The organism is Sphingomonas cavernae (assembly GCF_003590775.1).
GTDB classification, from domain to species: domain Bacteria; phylum Pseudomonadota; class Alphaproteobacteria; order Sphingomonadales; family Sphingomonadaceae; genus Sphingobium_A; species Sphingobium_A cavernae.
Genome location: NZ_QYUM01000003.1, coordinates 878,849 through 894,661 on the forward strand (window position 1 = coordinate 878,849; position 15,813 = coordinate 894,661).

The following is a 15,813-nucleotide window of genomic DNA, read 5'->3' on the forward strand; positions in this document are numbered from 1 at the left end:
ATGATTCACGTTATTTGATTGACAGGAAAATAGAGTCCGGCGATCGATGGTCCATCATCAAGGGGCTATCATTAGCGACGATCGCGGCGACGCTCGGTAGGCATATTGATGACTACGGGCGACGACAGGATCGAGCGCGGCACTGGATGTGAAGAGATTTCTGGAGGGGGTGCGGCGTGGAAATCACGGAAGACGGTGTAACCGTTGAAAATTATGGTCTGATATCGACAGCTCCGGCAGTCCATGTCAGCGGTGCCAACGTCACCTTCATAAACCGCACCGGCGCAAGCATTCTTTCAGATGATCCGGGGCCCGGCAATTGGTCGGCTATCCAGATTGATGGAACTGGCACCACGATCATCAACGAGGTCGGCGCGATCATCGATCCGGTGCCGCATTTTCATGCCGCTATCGACGGCTCGATCTATGCGGACACGATCGTGAACGGCGGCACCATCATCGGTGACATACGACTCGATGAGGGCGACGACGTCCTGATCCAAACCGGCGCCTTTCGAGGCATTGCAATCATGGGCGGCGGCAATGACCGCTATGCTTTCACGGCGACCGCCGAAAACGCTAAATGGAATTCAACCTATATCGAGCTGCTTGCGGGCGACGACCTGGCGACGTTCGATTTCTCGGCCGTGGCGCTTTTTGAACGCCTTAAGGTGAATGGCGGTGCGGGCAACGATCTGTTGAAGATCTCGGGAATTTCGGGCCTGAATAGTTATTTCGATGACGTCTACGGATTTGAGCGAGTCGAATTCGCAGCAGCCACCACCCCTTCCCGAATAACCTTTTACAATACCGCCGGCATCGGCGAAATCGTGCTGGCGGCAGGAGTTACGCTGGCGGTCAGCGACATCTCTCCCGTCAACGTCCTGGATCTGGTTTCCACGGTCCGGCTCAACGGCGGCAATCTTGAAGTCGCCGGCGCACACCGGACCGGCCAGATCATCGGCAGCGACGCCGCCGAGCGCCTGGAACTGGAAGGAGTTATCAGCGGCATCGTCGACATGGGCGGCGGCAACGATTTTGTGGACGCTGCCGGCGTGTATCCCGGATTCTACCTCAGCTATCAGTCGGCGTTTGAAGGCGCGGTGAACCTGGGCGATGGCGACGACATCTACCAGGCCATCGGCAGGGTGTGGTGGACCGCCAACGGGCCGGAGTACGAAGAGCCCAGCAAGGCGCTGGCGACAGTGGATGGGGGGGGCGGCCACGATGAGATGGTGATGTTCGCCATTGACGGCCGCACGCTGGATCTCACAAACTTCATCAACTTTGAAAGCCTCAAGATCAGCGGACCGGCGGCACCGGTGGTGGGAGACGTCCGCGTCACCAACGCCGACGCCCTCTCTTTCATTCGTTACTCCGCCCCGAACGGCAGCCGGTTCAGTCTCGCCGAGACCGACGCGCCGGACGCAACATTAATTTATGGCAATTATGCCAAACAGGCAGAGATCGTAATTGAATCTTCGGCGCGCATTTACGCGATTGCGCGGGAGTATCCATCTTACGGGGGGACGGATGCAAGTTACAGTCTGACCATTCGGAACGATGGCACCATTCTCAGCGACGTCCGGCTCTTTATCGGCTCCGATTTCTACGACGGTCGGCTCGGAACCCAGGGAGGTACGGTCTACGGCTTCGGTGGTGACGACACGCTTTTGACGGGCGACGGCGACGACCGGCTCGATGGCGGCCGGGGAGCCGATCTGCTTGACGCCGGGGGCGGCAACGACGTGCTGGCCGGTGACTGGGGCGCGGATGTGCTGAAAGGCGGCGCCGGCGACGATCGGCTGACCGGTGGAGAAGATGACGATCAATTGTTCGGCGGCGATGGTGACGATTTCATCAGCGAGGGTGGCGAGTTCTTCAGCGAGGGCTCCGGACTGAATGACTCGCTTTTCGGCGAGGGCGGCAACGATGTGCTGGAAATCGTCCGCAGAGCGTACGGTTTTGAGCCGACCGGCAGCAGCATCGCCGATGGCGGCAGCGGCAATGATCGCATCAGTTTCAATCTCGGTTACAGCAACACGAGCCAGATCGACGTTTTTGGCGGCGAAGGTGATGACACGATCGTCATCGAAGGACTTGCGGGCTCGGCGAGCTTGCATCTGGGGACCGGGACCGACACCGTAATATTTGACAACTGGCTGAACAATAGCTGGAAGGGATCTGTCGAGATCCTCGACTTTGCAACCGGCCCGGGCGGCGACGTAATCGATCTCGGCAATCGCGATGCATTGCGGACGCAGTTCCTGGGCTGGGATGGCTCATCCGACCTCTTCGCTGACGGGCGACTGCTGCTCGTTCAGGTTGGTGCAGATGTGGCCTTTCAGGCCAATGTAAAGGGGTGGGGCCTTACCACCCTCATCACGTTTCGGAACGCCGACGCCAGAGCGTTTACCGCCGACAATTTCAGCGGACATGCTCCTGTTATCTTGTTTTCGGGTACGGGCGCCGATGACATAATTGAGGGCGGGGCCGGAAACGACACGCTGAACGGCGGCGCAGGCAATGACGAGCTGATCGGGGGCGGGGGCGACGACATCTATTATGTGGACAGCGCGGGCGACCGTGTCGTCGAGGCGGCTGGCGATGGTCGCGATACTGTCTATGCGGGCGCCGGCTTTGCACTCGAAGCGGGATCCGAGATTGAAGCGGTGTCCACCATCGCCTGGACGGCGACCGACGCGCTCAACCTGACGGGCAATGAGTTCAGCAACGCGCTTTATGGCAATGCCGGCGTCAATGTCCTCAACGGCGGCGGCAGCAACGACGTGTTGATCGGCTTTGGCGGTGACGACATCTATTATGCGGACAGCGCGGGCGATCGCATCGTCGAGGGTGCGGGCCAGGGTCGCGACACCGTTTACACGAGCGCCAGCCTTGCACTCGAGGCAGGCTCCGAGGTTGAGGTGCTCTCGACCATCGCCTGGGCGGCGACCGACGCGCTCAACCTGACGGGCAACGAGTTCGCAAACGCGCTCTATGGCAATGCCGGTGCCAATATCCTCAACGGCGGCGGCGGCAACGACGTGTTGATCGGCTTTGGCGGCGACGATATCTATTATGTCGATTTCTCTATCAATGGCGGGAGCGACCGGGTCATCGAACATGCCGATGGCGGTTTCGATACGATCTATGCGAGCGCGGGCCATGCGCTTGGGGCCGGCTCCGAGGTTGAGGTGCTCTCGACGATCGCCTGGGCGGCGACCACTTCGATCAATCTGACGGGCAATGAGTTCAGCAATGCGCTTTATGGCAATGCCGGCGCCAATGTCCTCAACGGCGGCGGCGGCAACGACGTGTTGATCGGCTTTGGCGGCGACGACATCTATTATGTGGACAACCAGGGCGACCACGTCATCGAGGCGGCTGGCGATGGTCGCGACACTGTCTACACGAGCGCCAGCCTTGCACTCGAAGCGGGGTTCGAGATTGAAGCAGTGTCCACCATCGCTTGGGCGGCGGCCACTTCGATTAATCTGACGGGCAATGAGTTCAGCAACACGCTTTATGGCAATGCCGGCGCCAATATCCTCAACGGCGGCGGCGGCAATGATGTGCTCATCGGCTTTGGCGGCGACGACATCTATTATGCCGACAGCGCAAGCGACCGCGTCATCGAGATGGCCGGCGATGGTCGCGACACCGTCTATACGAGCGCCAGCCTTGCACTCGAAGCGGGCTCCGAGGTCGAGGTGCTCTCGACCATCGCCTGGGCGGCGACCGACGCGATCAACCTGACGGGCAATGCGTTCGACAACGCGCTCTATGGCAATGCCGGCGCCAACGTCCTCAACGGCGGCGGCGGCAACGACGTGCTGATCGGCTTTGGCGGCGACGACACGATCATAGGGGGGGCGGGCAAGAACGCGCTCCATGGCGGCGATGGCGATGACAAACTCATCGGCGATGCCGGGTGGGACGAGCTATGGGGAGGGGCCGGGATTGACCGGTTCGTCTTCAATAACGTCGCAGCCGCAGAAGGCACGGATCGGATTCAGGACTTTGAGGACGGAACCGACCGGATCGTTCTGGAGAATCTGGGCATAACCCGATATGCCTCAGACGGTGCAAATGGGACAGTCTTTGTTCAAGACGTGGCCGATGGTGGAATGATTTTGCATGCAACGACTGCAGACGGGCGCCACCTCTACGTGCAAATCAGTGATCCCCTTGGCATCCTGAGCGCCGCAAATTTTTCAAGCGCCGACTTCCTGTTCAGCTAGAGTCTGTTTCTGTTTGATTGAATCGAACGGGGATCTCATGGCGACCGGTTTCTGATTCAACCTTGAGGCTGGGTTGGAGGCCAGCAGGTATGGCAAAACCTTATTCCGATGACCTTCGAGAGCGGGTTGCTGCAGCAGTAGCTGGAGGTCGGAGCTGCCGGGAAGTTGCGGCCCTGTTCGATGTCAGTGTGGCGAGCGCTGTTAAATGGTCCCAGCGATTGCGTACGACAGGGACGGCAGCCGCAAAGCCGATGGGGGGCACCGCAAGCGATTGCTTGCTCCACATCGGGCGCTGGTTCTGGAGCGCTTGGTCGCGACACCTGAGATTACGGTGCGCGAGATGGGGGCTGAGCTAGCCGCCCACGGCATCGAAACCTGCCCGGTATCGGTGTGGCGCCTGGTTCGTGCCGAAGGCATGAGCTTCAAAAAAAGTCTGTTCGCCACCGAGCAGGACAGGTCCACGATCGCCAGAAGAAGGGCACAGTGGAAGAAGTATCAGGGTCGTCTTGATCCGCGGCGGCTCGTCTTCATCGACGAGACCTGGGCCAAGACCAGCATGACACCCATCCGCGGCTGGGCGCCACGCGGAACCAAACTGATAGCCAAGGCGCCGTTCGGGAAGTGGAAGACGCTCACCTTTCTAGCAGCGCTGCGCTGTGACCGGATCGACGCGCCCTGCGTGCTCGATGGTCCGATCAATGGCCAAAGCTTCAAGGCTTATGTCGAACAACTCCTCGTCCCGACCCTCAAGCCGGGCGACATTGTCATCATGGATAATCTGGGCAGTCACAAAGGCATTGCCATCCGCAAAGCGATCCGGGCAGCAGACGCAAAACTTCTGTTCCTTCCACCCTACAGCCCGGATCTGAACTCCATCGAACAGCTGTTCGCCAAACTCAAACTGCTGTTGCGTAAGGCTGCCGAGCGCTCAGTCGAAACCACGTGGAAGCGCATCGGCTCATTGCTCGACGCCTTCTCTCCACAGGAATGCGCAAACTACCTCAGGAACTCTGGATACGCTTCAATCTAAATGAAACAAACTCTAGGTGTTTGGTCCAGGGCGTTCGTCGACACTGCGATCGTGCTGCTTTTCTCCGCGCGGTTGAGGAGATCAGTCAAGCCTTCCGCAGTTTCGAACGAATTGACTGGATGGTCCGCTTTCCATCCGGCGCCGATATCAAACGCCATTCCCTGGCTCTTCAGGGCAGCTGCGGCTTCTCGAAACCCGTCCAGCAATCGTCATAGTCGAGCTGGCAACTTGGCGACTGCATCGCCGCCGCTGTCGGCAGGATCGGCAGTCGCGTTTCGAACATGAATGCCATGGTGTTGTCGATCTTGTGCGGTTTGAGCTCGGCCTTCACCGCGCCCTCATAGCTTGCCTGATCGGGACCGTGGCCTGACATGCAGTTGTGCAAGCTGGCGCCGCCGGGCGCAAAGCCGCCGGCCTTGGCGTCATAGGCGCCGTGGATCAGCCCCATGAACTCGCTCATCACGTTGCGGTGGAACCAGGGCGGGCGGAATGTGTGTTCGGCGACCATCCAGCGCGGCGGGAAGATCACGAAATCGCAATTGGCGGTGCCGGGCGTGTCGCTGGGAGAGGTCAGCACCGTGAAGATCGACGGATCCGGATGATCGTAGCTGACCGTGTTCATCGTGTTGAAGCGCGCCAGATCATATTTGAAAGGCGCGAGATTGCCGTGCCACGCCACAACGTCGAGCGGTGAATGGTTGAAGGTCGTTGTCCACAGCGTGCCGCCGTACCGCTGGATGACCTCGGTCGGTTCGTCCAGATCCTCGAACGCCGCAACGGGCGTCTGGAAATCGCGGGCATTGGCGAGGCCGTTCGATCCGATAGGGCCGAGATCGGGCAGGCGGAAGCTAGCGCCGTGGTTTTCGCAGATATAGCCGCGCGCCTTGCCGCCGGGCAGTTCGACGCGGAATCGGACGCCACGCGGGATCACGGCGATCTCGCCGGGTTTTGCATCGATCACCCCCATCTCGGTGATGAGCGTGAGCCCGCCCTCCTGCGGCACGATGAGCATCTCGCCATCGGCGCTGTAGAAGCAGCGATGCTTCATTGACGCGGTCGCGCCATAGAGGTGGATGCTCGTGCCGATCTGATCGAGTGGCGAGCCGTTCCCCGCCCAGCGGACCATACCGTCGACAAAGTCAGTGGCGGCCGCCGGCCAGGGCTGCGGATCCCAGCGCAGCCGGTTCGGGCTGGCCCGTCGTGCGAAATGTTCGGTTTCGCGTGGCTCGCCATATGGCCTGTATGGAGGGTGATTGGCCGAAGGGCGTAAACGATAGAGCCAGCTCCGCCGGTTCTCGCTGCGCGGTGCGGTGAAGGCCGTGCCCGAAAGCTGTTCGGCGTAAAGGCCGAACGGCGTCTTTTGAGGCGAATTCTGGCCTTGCGGAAGGGCACCTGCCACCGCCTCGGTTGCGAAGTGATTGCCGAAGCCGGACATATATCCGGCCTCGGCGTTCACTGTGTCGCGCTGAACCTGTTGCAGCATTCTAGCGCTCCCCTCTCCAAACCGGATCAGACTTCTTCGTTCGCGGGAAGCACGCCGCGGCGGATCTGGTCAAGTTCGATGCTCTCGAACAACGCCTTGAAATTGCCCTCGCCAAAACCCTGATTGCCCTTTCGCTGGATGATCTCGAAGAAGATCGGGCCGACCATGTTCTCGGTGAAGATCTGGAGCAGAAGGCCTTCGCCGGTCTCGGGCGAGCCGTCGATCAAGATCTTGCGTTTGCGCATCTCGGCAACGTCATGCCCGTGGCCCGGCAGGCGCTTGTCGATCAGGTCGAAATAGGTGTCAATCGTGTCCTGGAAGCGAATGCCGTTGGCGTGTAGGCGGTCCACGGTCTCGAAGATATTGTCGGTTGCCAGCGCGAGATGCTGGATGCCCTCGCCCTTATAATCCTTGATGAATTCCTCGATCTGCGAATGCTCGTCCTGGCTCTCATTCAGGGGAATGCGAATCTTGTCGTCGGGCGCGGTCATCGCCTTAGAGACAAGCGCGGTCTGCTTGCCCTCGATGTCGAAATAGCGGATCTCGCGGAAGTTGAAGATGCGCTCGTAATAATCGGCCCAATAGTTCATCCGCCCGCGCTTCAGATTATGCGTCAGGTGGTCGAGCGTGTGGAGGCCGACCGAATTGTCGTTGGGCGTCGCGCCGGGAACGGGTTCGAAATCGGTGTCGTAGATCGTCTCGGCACCATATTTGTCGACCAGATAGAGATTGGCGCCGCCGATCCCTTCGATCGCGGGGATGTCAAGCTCGCCCGGACCCCGCTCGCCCGTCACCGCAACCGCGCCGCGCTCGATCGCGAGCGTGAGTGCCTTGTCGGCGTCCTTCACGCGGAACGCCATCGCATTGGCCGAGGGACCATGCTGCTCGCGGAACTCGGCGACCTGGCCGATGGGATCCATGTTGAGCAGGAAATTGATGTCACCTTGCGCATAGCGGCGAACTTTTTTGGTCTTGTGCGTGGCCACATGCGTGAAGCCCATTGCGGCCAGCAGACCGGCCAGCGCCTCCGGATCGGGGGCCGTGAATTCCACGAACTCGAAGCCGTCGAGGCCGAGCGGGTTGTCGTGGACGTTTTGCGTGGCGGCGGGGGCGGACGCGGTCATGGAGCGACTCCGAATGTAATGAAAGTTTCATTTGAAACTAAATTAAATTTTGTGCATGTCAATGCTGAGTTGCGTCAAATCGCGAATGACCTGCCATGTGCTTTTTCCGGAGTTATGATTGGGATCTCACTCAGAGGTCAGACGCAAGAGGTTTGTCGCAGACGGATCGCCAAATGCTTGGTCGTATCGATGGCGACTGGCGTTGCATCGACGGGCGCACGATTAAGCTTGATCAGCGAAGCACTGCATCGGATACGCACTAGGTCCTCTGAAAATCAGCCGATCAGTATCAGGCCGATACGCTCAACCCGCCAGCAGTTCCTCGCCGCGCCCTGTCTCGCAATCGCAAGGTATTGGCGCAAGTGCGTTTACGCCGGCTACGAACCAGTGGACTAGGCTGCCGAACGCAACGGATGCTACACCCGAATAGACGGATCTCGACCACTACCATCGCCAACGAGCCGCTCCCTGCGGCAAAGGAGGAGCTTCATTGGACAACGGTCAAACTCGGAGAGCAGCGTTTTCATCAGTGGCTCGCGCGATTGGGGCGAGTTCATTCATGTCGCTGATTGACGAAAGTAGAGCTCGCGCCGTTCCCGATATCGGCAAATTCCCACCCTCGGGATTGTTCATGCATGCCAAAAACGTCAGAGAAACCGGCGCCAAGCTTGATGGTGGTACCGATGACAGCATACCGCTTACACGAGCCCTCGAGACGACCGGTGCTGCGTTTTTTGAGGGCGAGATGTTCATCAACAGCGTCGTTAGATTGCCCAATCAAAGTTGCCTCTTGGGAACCGGCGTCTGGCAATCGCGATTGATATTGGGCCCTAACGGCAAAATTCTGGCCGAAGGAGATGGCTGGGATAAGTGGCTGACCGGCATTTCAATCAGGAATCTTACGATTGCAATGCAAGACGCAATAAAATCTGTCCGTGAGCCGGGATTGGATCTCCGGAAGGTTGAACATGTACTCATAGAAAACGTGAATCTTTATCACTTAAGGACATCTATCGACAATCATCACAATATTGTTTTTAATAATGTTCGATTCTTTGGAGGTATACATGGCTCTGCCTTGTTATCTCAGTGTTCATTTCAACCATCTGGCGGACATTTTATAAATTCGTCTCCTTTATTCGAGGCATGTTTTTCATCGGGACATCCATTTTATTTCGAGGACACTGTTGAAACTACTTTTTCCAATTGCAAAATTTTTGCGGGCTCTTGTGGAATAAGTTCAAGGCGCCACCGGGCCCTGGGAACGACGGACGAACCGTTTCTCATGGGGCCAGTAATTATCGGATGCACCTTGGACTCAATCGATGGTGCTGGAATACAAATTGATGGAGGCGGCACCAATTGTCGCCTTATTGGAAACTTTATCAGCGCCGGAAGGAAGGGTGGCCGTCCAGGTTTAGCGTGTTCGAATAGTCACGGCGTGGAAATTATTGGAAATCATTTTGAATGGTGTGGCAAATCCGCCATCCAGTTAGTTGGATCGTCTGAGATAATAATTTCAGGAAATACGTTTGCCAATCAATTAAATGGTAATGGTATTACTGCCAATAAAAGTACCTCTATTAAAGTGACATCCAACAGCTTCTTTAATAGGGGCCTTTGGGGTGGGTCCAGAGGCGGAGCAACTGAAATGGCGATCTCCACACCTGCGTCTGATGCTGACGGGTGGATTGTGACGGGCAACAGCGCGAGCGGTATGCGTGAAGATGCCGTTGCAATTGTTCGTGGCACCGCAACGCGCGGCCGCAATATTGTTCGCGATAATATTGGATTTCCGTGGAGCACGGAGCAAGGTTGGCCCGCCGGAGCGACGTCCGAAAGGCCTGCTAATGTCCGAGACGGCTTTTTGTGGTATGACACTGACGTCGAACGCACTTTAATGTGGAACGCTGACGGCAAGCATTGGCAAGACACATCGGGTAAGATCGTTTGATCGCTCTTTTTTCGGGTGCCCGTACCGCCAAGGCGCCGAAAGATGGATACGTGGGATCTGATTTAGGACTTGCTCCTGGTGCTTGAATGAAAATTGTCGGAAAACATGGGCGCGCTTTGTTCGCCGGTGACCGGTTCAAGTCCATCACGCGCGCATCAAATGGATCATTCCACGTTGGCCTTGGCGAAAAAATCACCTTATAACGCGCTCGGCTTGCTGGTTGAGCCCCGTCCCCTTGGTGCATGCGATGTTCCGAGAGCTATGATCTGCAACCAGTCTAGCGAATTGTGGTGCGATCAGAATCAGGATGCGCGGGCGATATCGACTCTGCTAGGCCCTGCCTCACCGGTTGGGCTTGAGAAGGGCATCGGGCGATTGGTTTGGGATTGCGGCGCCGTTATCGAATAGGACAATGCAAATGCGGTTTTTTTATCTCGACGCCTACCTGCTAGTACTGGTTACGGCGTTGACTACTGTTCTTTGCATGTTCGGGCCCCGCTACGCGCCCTATCTTGGACTGGTAGACCAGCCAGGGGGCAGAAAACTGCATAGCCGCCCCACGCCGCTGCTCGGTGGCCTGGCGCTCATTCTCATTTTCATGCCATCACTGCTGTGGATTGCCGGGTTTGCCGCTGACACCGTAAGGCCTAGCGCGTGGGCCCTCGCGGGTTGCACCGCGGCGATCGCGACGCTGGGGCTGATGGATGATCGATTTCTACTGGGGCCGGGAAAGCGGCTGTTAATTTCAGCGGGCCTTTTTGGTATCACATGCTACGCAGTGCCGCAGTTCAACATTACGATCATTAATTGGAACGGCCAGTCGCATGGCCTTCCCTTGGGGCCTTTTGGCTGGATCGCGACAACACTTTCACTGTTGGCACTCATTAACGCAGTCAACATGGCTGACGGAAAGAACGGCCTCGTTCTTGGGCTCAGTTTGGGCTGGCTAATATTGCTCGGAATTGCGGCTCCCGCGAATATGATTGCGCCAATCGCGATTCTATTGGTTATTGTTTTTGTATTGCTCGCGTTTAATCTGGGTGACAGGCTCTTTCTTGGCGATGGTGGAAGTTACGGCCTAGCCTCAGGCATAGGACTTTTGGCCGTTTATGTGTATCAACATTCGCCTATCTTGCGCTCTGCGGATCAAGTAGGCCTCATGTTTATGGTTCCAGTGGGGGATATGATACGCCTCATGATTTCTCGTGCGCGAGCAGGGAAGTCACCGTTCACACCCGATCGGGACCATCTCCATCATCATCTTCTGGATAGATTCGGCTGGCGCAGAGGATTAGTGATTTACCAATTGCTCGGTCTTTTGCCAGCCGCGCTGGCCGTATGCGTACCTCACCTTACGCTGCTGATCATACTTTGCACCTTCGTTGCATATTGGGTGATCATCTTCTTTGCACACCGGTCAAGGCGGTCGATGGAAGGTTGATCCCCCCGCCTCGTTTTCAGCGGCAGACTCAAGTCGTTTCAAGAGTTCTTCAAGCGCGCTACGCTCCGTCGCCGAGAATGCTCGGAGAAGCTTTTCTTCCATCGCCAAAGCTTGGGGTGCGATTTCCGAGTAAAGCGCGAGCCCCTCGTCAGTCAACGAAAGAAAGTGCGAGCGCCCATCCTGACCATTGGGAGCTGATGTGATCAACTGCCGCACGATCAATGATTTTGCCGCACGGCTGACGTTGATCTTGTCCATCCGTGTCGCTTTGGTAAGTGCCTGCGGTGTCATGCGATTGCTCTCTGCAAGAATCGCTATCAGTCGCCATTCGGTAATTTTGAGATTGAATCGCTGGCGGTAGGTACGAGCAATGAGATTGCTCACTACATTTGACGCAACCGACAGGCGGTATGGCAGGAAATGATCCAACTGCAACGCCAAGCGCTCCTCCCTAAGTTTGCTCATAGGGCCGATTTTGGACAAGCGCGATGATTGAGGGAAGGACCTTTCGCCATACCGCTATCTATGTTCGCCAATATTTTCCGGAATGGGCTCTCGCTTAACCACCCCGGCGCGCCCATAGTCCGAAACATGTGCTAGGATAGCCACTTACCGCAAGCTTGAGATGCGCGACTCGTTCACTTTTCCCCAGTTCCAGCGCGCGCAGATATTCGTGCGCCTCGAAGCTGTACGGCGGCAGGTCAACAAACGTGTCTATCGGACCATCTCCCGTATCGAAGTCGAGAGCCGCAGGAAAATCTCCCGCTGAGCGTAGCCGCTCAGCAATCTGTTCGAAATGCTTGCGTTGAAACAGGACAGTAGTGACGCCTTCGTGTGTGGGCCGTGTATCATCGAGATTGAACTCGGTCGTGTGGACGGCGATTCCACCCGGCTTCAACACTTTCATCGAGTTGACAACAAAATCTTGACCATTCCGAATTGAACCGAGATGCTCATAAGCACAGATTGACCAGCAGAAGTCGTAATCTGCCAAATCGGGATCGATCGCGTTCATATCGACGGAGCGGAGAGAGGCGTGCCGATCGAAAGTCTGGCGGTCGACGATCTCCGGATGATGAGCAAGGTCGAGCGAACTTGTATGCTCGGATGTCGCCAACCATCCACTTTTTTCGGCAGCGTCGATACCCTGATCGGTAATGGTGACGTCGATACCCATTGCGGTGAGAAGACTTGCTATCGGTTCCTCGCCGCAGCCAAAACCAATGGCGCGCCGTCCTGGCTCCAGCATGCCATTCTCCCACAAAACTTGCAGAACATATGCGAGTTCCCAGATTTTGCGGTGATAAATAACCTTGGCATGAAGTTGCTGGCACCAGTACCAGAGCCAGGGGTTCTCGATGTCCGCTTGCGTCGTGGCCTTCGACGACAGCCCTGCATGTATTGGTGCGGGCAAAATTTCGTGGGATGCAGCGAGACTGGATTGTGTCAATGAGCGCGCGAGTTCGTAGCCCAGATTTTTGATACTCAACTGAGCAAGCGCCAGATTGCCAAGTGTTGCAGATATCGGATTCGGACGCGGGACCAGCGACTGCATCACAGGTTTCAAGCCTTTCGCAGCCGATCGCGCCCATTTCTTAGCAATCCGCGTCGGGTTGGTCGACATTCAAAAACCTCCACACAACAATGTCGCGCGGCTCTAGCAGCACATATCGGCTCCTCCTAGTCCGGACCTGCGAAGAACTAGGAATCGTGGACAACGAGCAGCCAGAGTTTGATTGAGGCGAGGCTGACGAAGCCGACATAGGAGCTTTTGGTTTTGTCGTAGCGCGTGGCGACGCGCCGCCAGTTCTTGAGCTTGTTGAAGAGGCGCTCGATCTGGTTACGCAGCCGGTATTTTCGGCGGTCATGCAGCGCTGGGGTGCGCCGCCGCTGCTTGGCCGGGATCACCGCCTGGACGCCAGCGATGGCGATCGCGGCGCGGATCGCGTCGGCATCATAGCCACGGTCAGCGAGGAGCGCCTGGACGCAACCGGCGATCATCCGGAACAGAGGACCAAAGCCCTGGATGTCATGCGCATGCCCCGGCGTCAGGACGAAGCCGAGCGGTCTTCCTTGAGCATCGCATCGCGCGTGGAGCTTGGTTGTGAAGCCACCACGCGATCGGCCAAGCGCCTCGGTCGCTTGAGTCCCCTTTTTATGCCGCCCGCGCTAATGGTGCGCCCGGACGATGGTGCTGTCGAGCATGTCGGCTGAGCGATCCCGCCCGGCCATTTCGGCCAAGGTTTCGAGCATCGCGTCGAACACGCCTGTCTCGACCCAGCGCCGGTAGCGTCGGAACACGCTGTTCCACTTGCCATATTCATCGGGAAGATGCCGCCACTGCGACCCCGTCCGCGCGATCGACATCATGCCTTCAAAATAGGGCCGGCTGTCGCCAGCCGGGCGACAGCCACGCCCGCGCTCCGCCGGCAAAAGTGGCCCGATAAGCGCCCATTCCTCGTCCGATACCCCAATCCGCTCACCCAATGCCGCCTCCAATAGGCAGCCTTGAATTAACCCCGAGTCACCGCGTCAAGCTTTGTCCACGATGCCTAACAAGCTTTTGTGTTCGACGCATTATCGACAGGCGCGTGGGCAGCCTCAGCGACTCCATCTCGCAGTCCGATCTCGAATGTCTCGTTGCAACGTTCTGGCCCGAGGCCGCTCTGCGCCATATTCAGTTTTTTGTCCCGCAGACCCATCCGCGACCACCGGAGCTTCGCTGCGTATCTTGGCTCAGCGACAGCGGCAGAAGCTGCTCGAAATTGGTAGTCCCCGGTCAGAACGCGCTCAATATTCCGGCGATCGCGAAGCCTGATACATATTCCAGTCACTTGGGGAATCCGTTTATCGGTCCTGATGGTCGCGATTCCGTTGACCATGCATGGTTCGCGGAATTTCTCAGGGATCAGGTGTTGGATCAATCTAAATTGTTGGCCTAGGAACGGTGGTGCAGCCGTTCGTTAAACGGCAGATGGAACCATATAGCTTCGAGCGAGCTGTTGCGGCTATTGACCGCTGGCAGCCGGAGGTTATGCAGCAGCCGTATTTGTAATTGTTCGGCCCCGGGTCGATGACAATCGCTGAGGTGGAAATTTGTTTCGTTTCGTACGCAGCAGGAATCAGAATTCGATCCATTTTTGGGTCTTGGCGTGTTTTCTCGTCTTGATCTTTCTAATCGGCGGTGGATCGAGAGATGACATAATGTCGCTGATTGTACTGCGACCAGTTGCCGTTTTGGCGTGCGGATTTGCGCTATTGACGCTGCGATCGGAGCACGTTGCGAACTATCGCGGAGTGTTTGCGGTACTGGCGGTGGTCTTTATGCTGCTTGTTGTCGAATTGGTGCCGCTGCCGTTTGCTCTTTGGAGTGCGCTACCTGGTCGCGAAATTGTAGTCGAGGTTGATCGGCTCACCGGGGCGGGGGAACTGTGGCGGCCCATCAGCATGGTGCCGTCTGCAACCTGGAACGCCCTTTATGCACTCTTTATACCGTCGGCGGTTGTATTGCTTGCAGCGCAGCTCCGCCGCGAGGAGCGGTTTCAGATCCTTCCAATCGTGATTGGCCTGGGCGCCGTGTCAGGCGTCGTGGGGTTGTTGCAAGTCGCAGGCGGTTCGGAAGGGCCTCTTTATTTCTATCGCATAACGAACCGTGACTCGGCAGTCGGACTTTTCTCAAATCGCAACCATGCGGCGGTGCTGCTTGCGGTCACTTTTCCGATGCTTGCCGTGTACGCATCATCGGGCGCCAAGACAATTGAGCAAGCGCGCTTCCGGGCCTGGGTCGCCATGGTCATTGGCGTGGTCCTGTTGCCCTTGATACTTGTTACCGGGTCGCGGGCGGGCATGGTGGTTGCGATTGTCGGGATTGCTGCCGCCGCGTTCCTATATAGGAAGCCCACTTTCGACCGACCGGCCAAGCGCAAAATTAGGCGGGTGAATCTGGCTTATGTCTTGGGGGGCTTTGTGGTCGTCGGCCTGGCGCTGCTCTTTGCGCTATTTTCGCGCGCAAAAGCGCTGGAGAGGCTGCTCGCTCCCGATCAGGTAGAAGACCTTCGCTTTAAGATTTGGGGGCCAATTGTCGAGATGATGTGGAAATACTTTCCCGTCGGGTCCGGAATTGGGACTTTCTCTGAAGTTTATCAGGTGGATGAACCATTCTCCCTGCTTTCGCCAACTTACGTGAATCACGCACACAACGATTGGCTCGAATTGGCGATGACCGGGGGCGTACCGGCCCTGTTAGTGCTGCTTGTTGTCGTTTGCGGATTTGCAATTTGGTCGCTAAGTGCATGGCGCACGGCTGGCCTTCAGGAGGGGCGCGACGGAAAATATGCACGTCTGGCATCTGTAATTCTCTTTATTCTGGCTCTCTCTAGCCTTGGGGATTACCCGCTCCGTATTCCGTCTCTTTCTGCGCTCGGCGCACTCTGCGCAATTTGGCTTTGCGGAATACGCACCCAGAATCGCGGTTCCGCCGACGGCCCGCAAAAATGATGGAAGTAGTTTCGGCGCTGAGTTAGGGCCGCATGTCAGT

Annotated in this window: 10 protein-coding genes and 1 pseudogene; 5 read left to right on the top strand and 6 right to left on the bottom strand. The window is 57.4% G+C overall.

The window, feature by feature from the left end; all coding sequences use genetic code 11:
- The first annotated feature begins 176 nt into the window (after positions 1-176).
- A complete protein-coding gene (locus D3876_RS21050; protein WP_119762418.1) occupies positions 177-4,244 on the top strand; it encodes a calcium-binding protein in 4,068 nt (1,355 codons plus the stop codon).
- Between the two features lie 89 nt (positions 4,245-4,333).
- Positions 4,334-5,274 (top strand): IS630 family transposase gene (locus D3876_RS11840; RefSeq protein WP_119762420.1). Its coding sequence is split into 2 segments (ribosomal slippage): positions 4,334-4,496 and positions 4,496-5,274, totalling 942 coding nucleotides; the frame shifts between segments, so codons are not numbered across the junction.
- 169 nt (positions 5,275-5,443) lie between these two features.
- Here D3876_RS11840 and hmgA read toward each other — a convergent pair.
- Positions 5,444-6,709: a homogentisate 1,2-dioxygenase gene (gene hmgA, locus D3876_RS11845; RefSeq protein WP_119763777.1), complete on the bottom strand. Its 1,266-nt coding sequence runs from the start codon at positions 6,707-6,709 to the stop codon at positions 5,444-5,446.
- Between the two features lie 74 nt (positions 6,710-6,783).
- A complete protein-coding gene (gene hppD / locus D3876_RS11850; RefSeq protein WP_119762422.1) occupies positions 6,784-7,881 on the bottom strand; it encodes a 4-hydroxyphenylpyruvate dioxygenase in 1,098 nt (365 codons plus the stop codon).
- A gap of 559 nt (positions 7,882-8,440) precedes the next feature.
- On the opposite strand from hppD, the gene D3876_RS11855 reads away from it, so the two are divergent.
- Together D3876_RS11855 and D3876_RS11860 are read left to right on the top strand one after the other, a co-directional pair.
- The gene (locus tag D3876_RS11855; protein WP_119762424.1) at positions 8,441-9,835 is read left to right on the top strand and encodes a right-handed parallel beta-helix repeat-containing protein; all 1,395 of its coding nucleotides are present in this window, start codon (positions 8,441-8,443) and stop codon (positions 9,833-9,835) included.
- A 418-nt stretch (positions 9,836-10,253) separates the two neighbouring features.
- Complete coding sequence (locus tag D3876_RS11860) at positions 10,254-11,276, top strand: glycosyltransferase family 4 protein (protein WP_182911992.1); 1,023 nt, start codon at positions 10,254-10,256, stop codon at positions 11,274-11,276.
- On the opposite strand, the gene D3876_RS11865 is transcribed toward D3876_RS11860, so the two are convergent.
- The 4 genes and pseudogenes from D3876_RS11865 to D3876_RS20645 form a co-directional block, all read right to left on the bottom strand.
- Complete coding sequence (locus D3876_RS11865; protein WP_238475341.1) at positions 11,253-11,717, bottom strand: MarR family winged helix-turn-helix transcriptional regulator; 465 nt, start codon at positions 11,715-11,717, stop codon at positions 11,253-11,255. The genes D3876_RS11860 and D3876_RS11865 overlap by 24 nt on opposite strands.
- 118 nt (positions 11,718-11,835) lie before the next feature.
- Positions 11,836-12,900, bottom strand: coding sequence for a class I SAM-dependent methyltransferase (locus D3876_RS11870; RefSeq protein ID WP_147417653.1), 1,065 nt, complete (start codon positions 12,898-12,900; stop codon positions 11,836-11,838).
- A gap of 77 nt (positions 12,901-12,977) precedes the next feature.
- Positions 12,978-13,430, bottom strand: a pseudogene (locus D3876_RS20640) (IS5 family transposase); the annotation flags it as partial.
- Between the two features lie 15 nt (positions 13,431-13,445).
- The gene (locus tag D3876_RS20645; RefSeq protein WP_220475460.1) at positions 13,446-13,763 is read right to left on the bottom strand and encodes a transposase; all 318 of its coding nucleotides are present in this window, start codon (positions 13,761-13,763) and stop codon (positions 13,446-13,448) included.
- A gap of 717 nt (positions 13,764-14,480) precedes the next feature.
- Between D3876_RS20645 and D3876_RS11880 the strand changes: the two genes are divergently transcribed.
- Positions 14,481-15,773 carry an O-antigen ligase family protein gene (locus D3876_RS11880; protein ID WP_147417654.1) on the top strand — a complete coding sequence of 431 codons (1,293 nt, stop codon included), beginning with the start codon at positions 14,481-14,483 and terminating at the stop codon, positions 15,771-15,773.
- Positions 15,774-15,813: the final 40 nt, after the last annotated feature.

Bases quoted from the DNA above. Each gene is read 5' to 3' on its own strand.
- hmgA (WP_119763777.1), bottom strand. From the start codon at position 6,709: ATGTCCGGCTTCGGCAATCACTTCGCAACCGAGGCGGTGGCAGGTGCC.
- hppD (WP_119762422.1), bottom strand. From the start codon at position 7,881: ATGACCGCGTCCGCCCCCGCCGCCACGCAAAACGTCCACGACAACCCG.
- D3876_RS11855 (WP_119762424.1), top strand. From the start codon at position 8,441: ATGTCGCTGATTGACGAAAGTAGAGCTCGCGCCGTTCCCGATATCGGC.
- D3876_RS11860 (WP_182911992.1), top strand. From the start codon at position 10,254: ATGCGGTTTTTTTATCTCGACGCCTACCTGCTAGTACTGGTTACGGCG.
- D3876_RS11870 (WP_147417653.1), bottom strand. From the start codon at position 12,900: ATGTCGACCAACCCGACGCGGATTGCTAAGAAATGGGCGCGATCGGCT.
- D3876_RS11880 (WP_147417654.1), top strand. From the start codon at position 14,481: ATGTCGCTGATTGTACTGCGACCAGTTGCCGTTTTGGCGTGCGGATTT.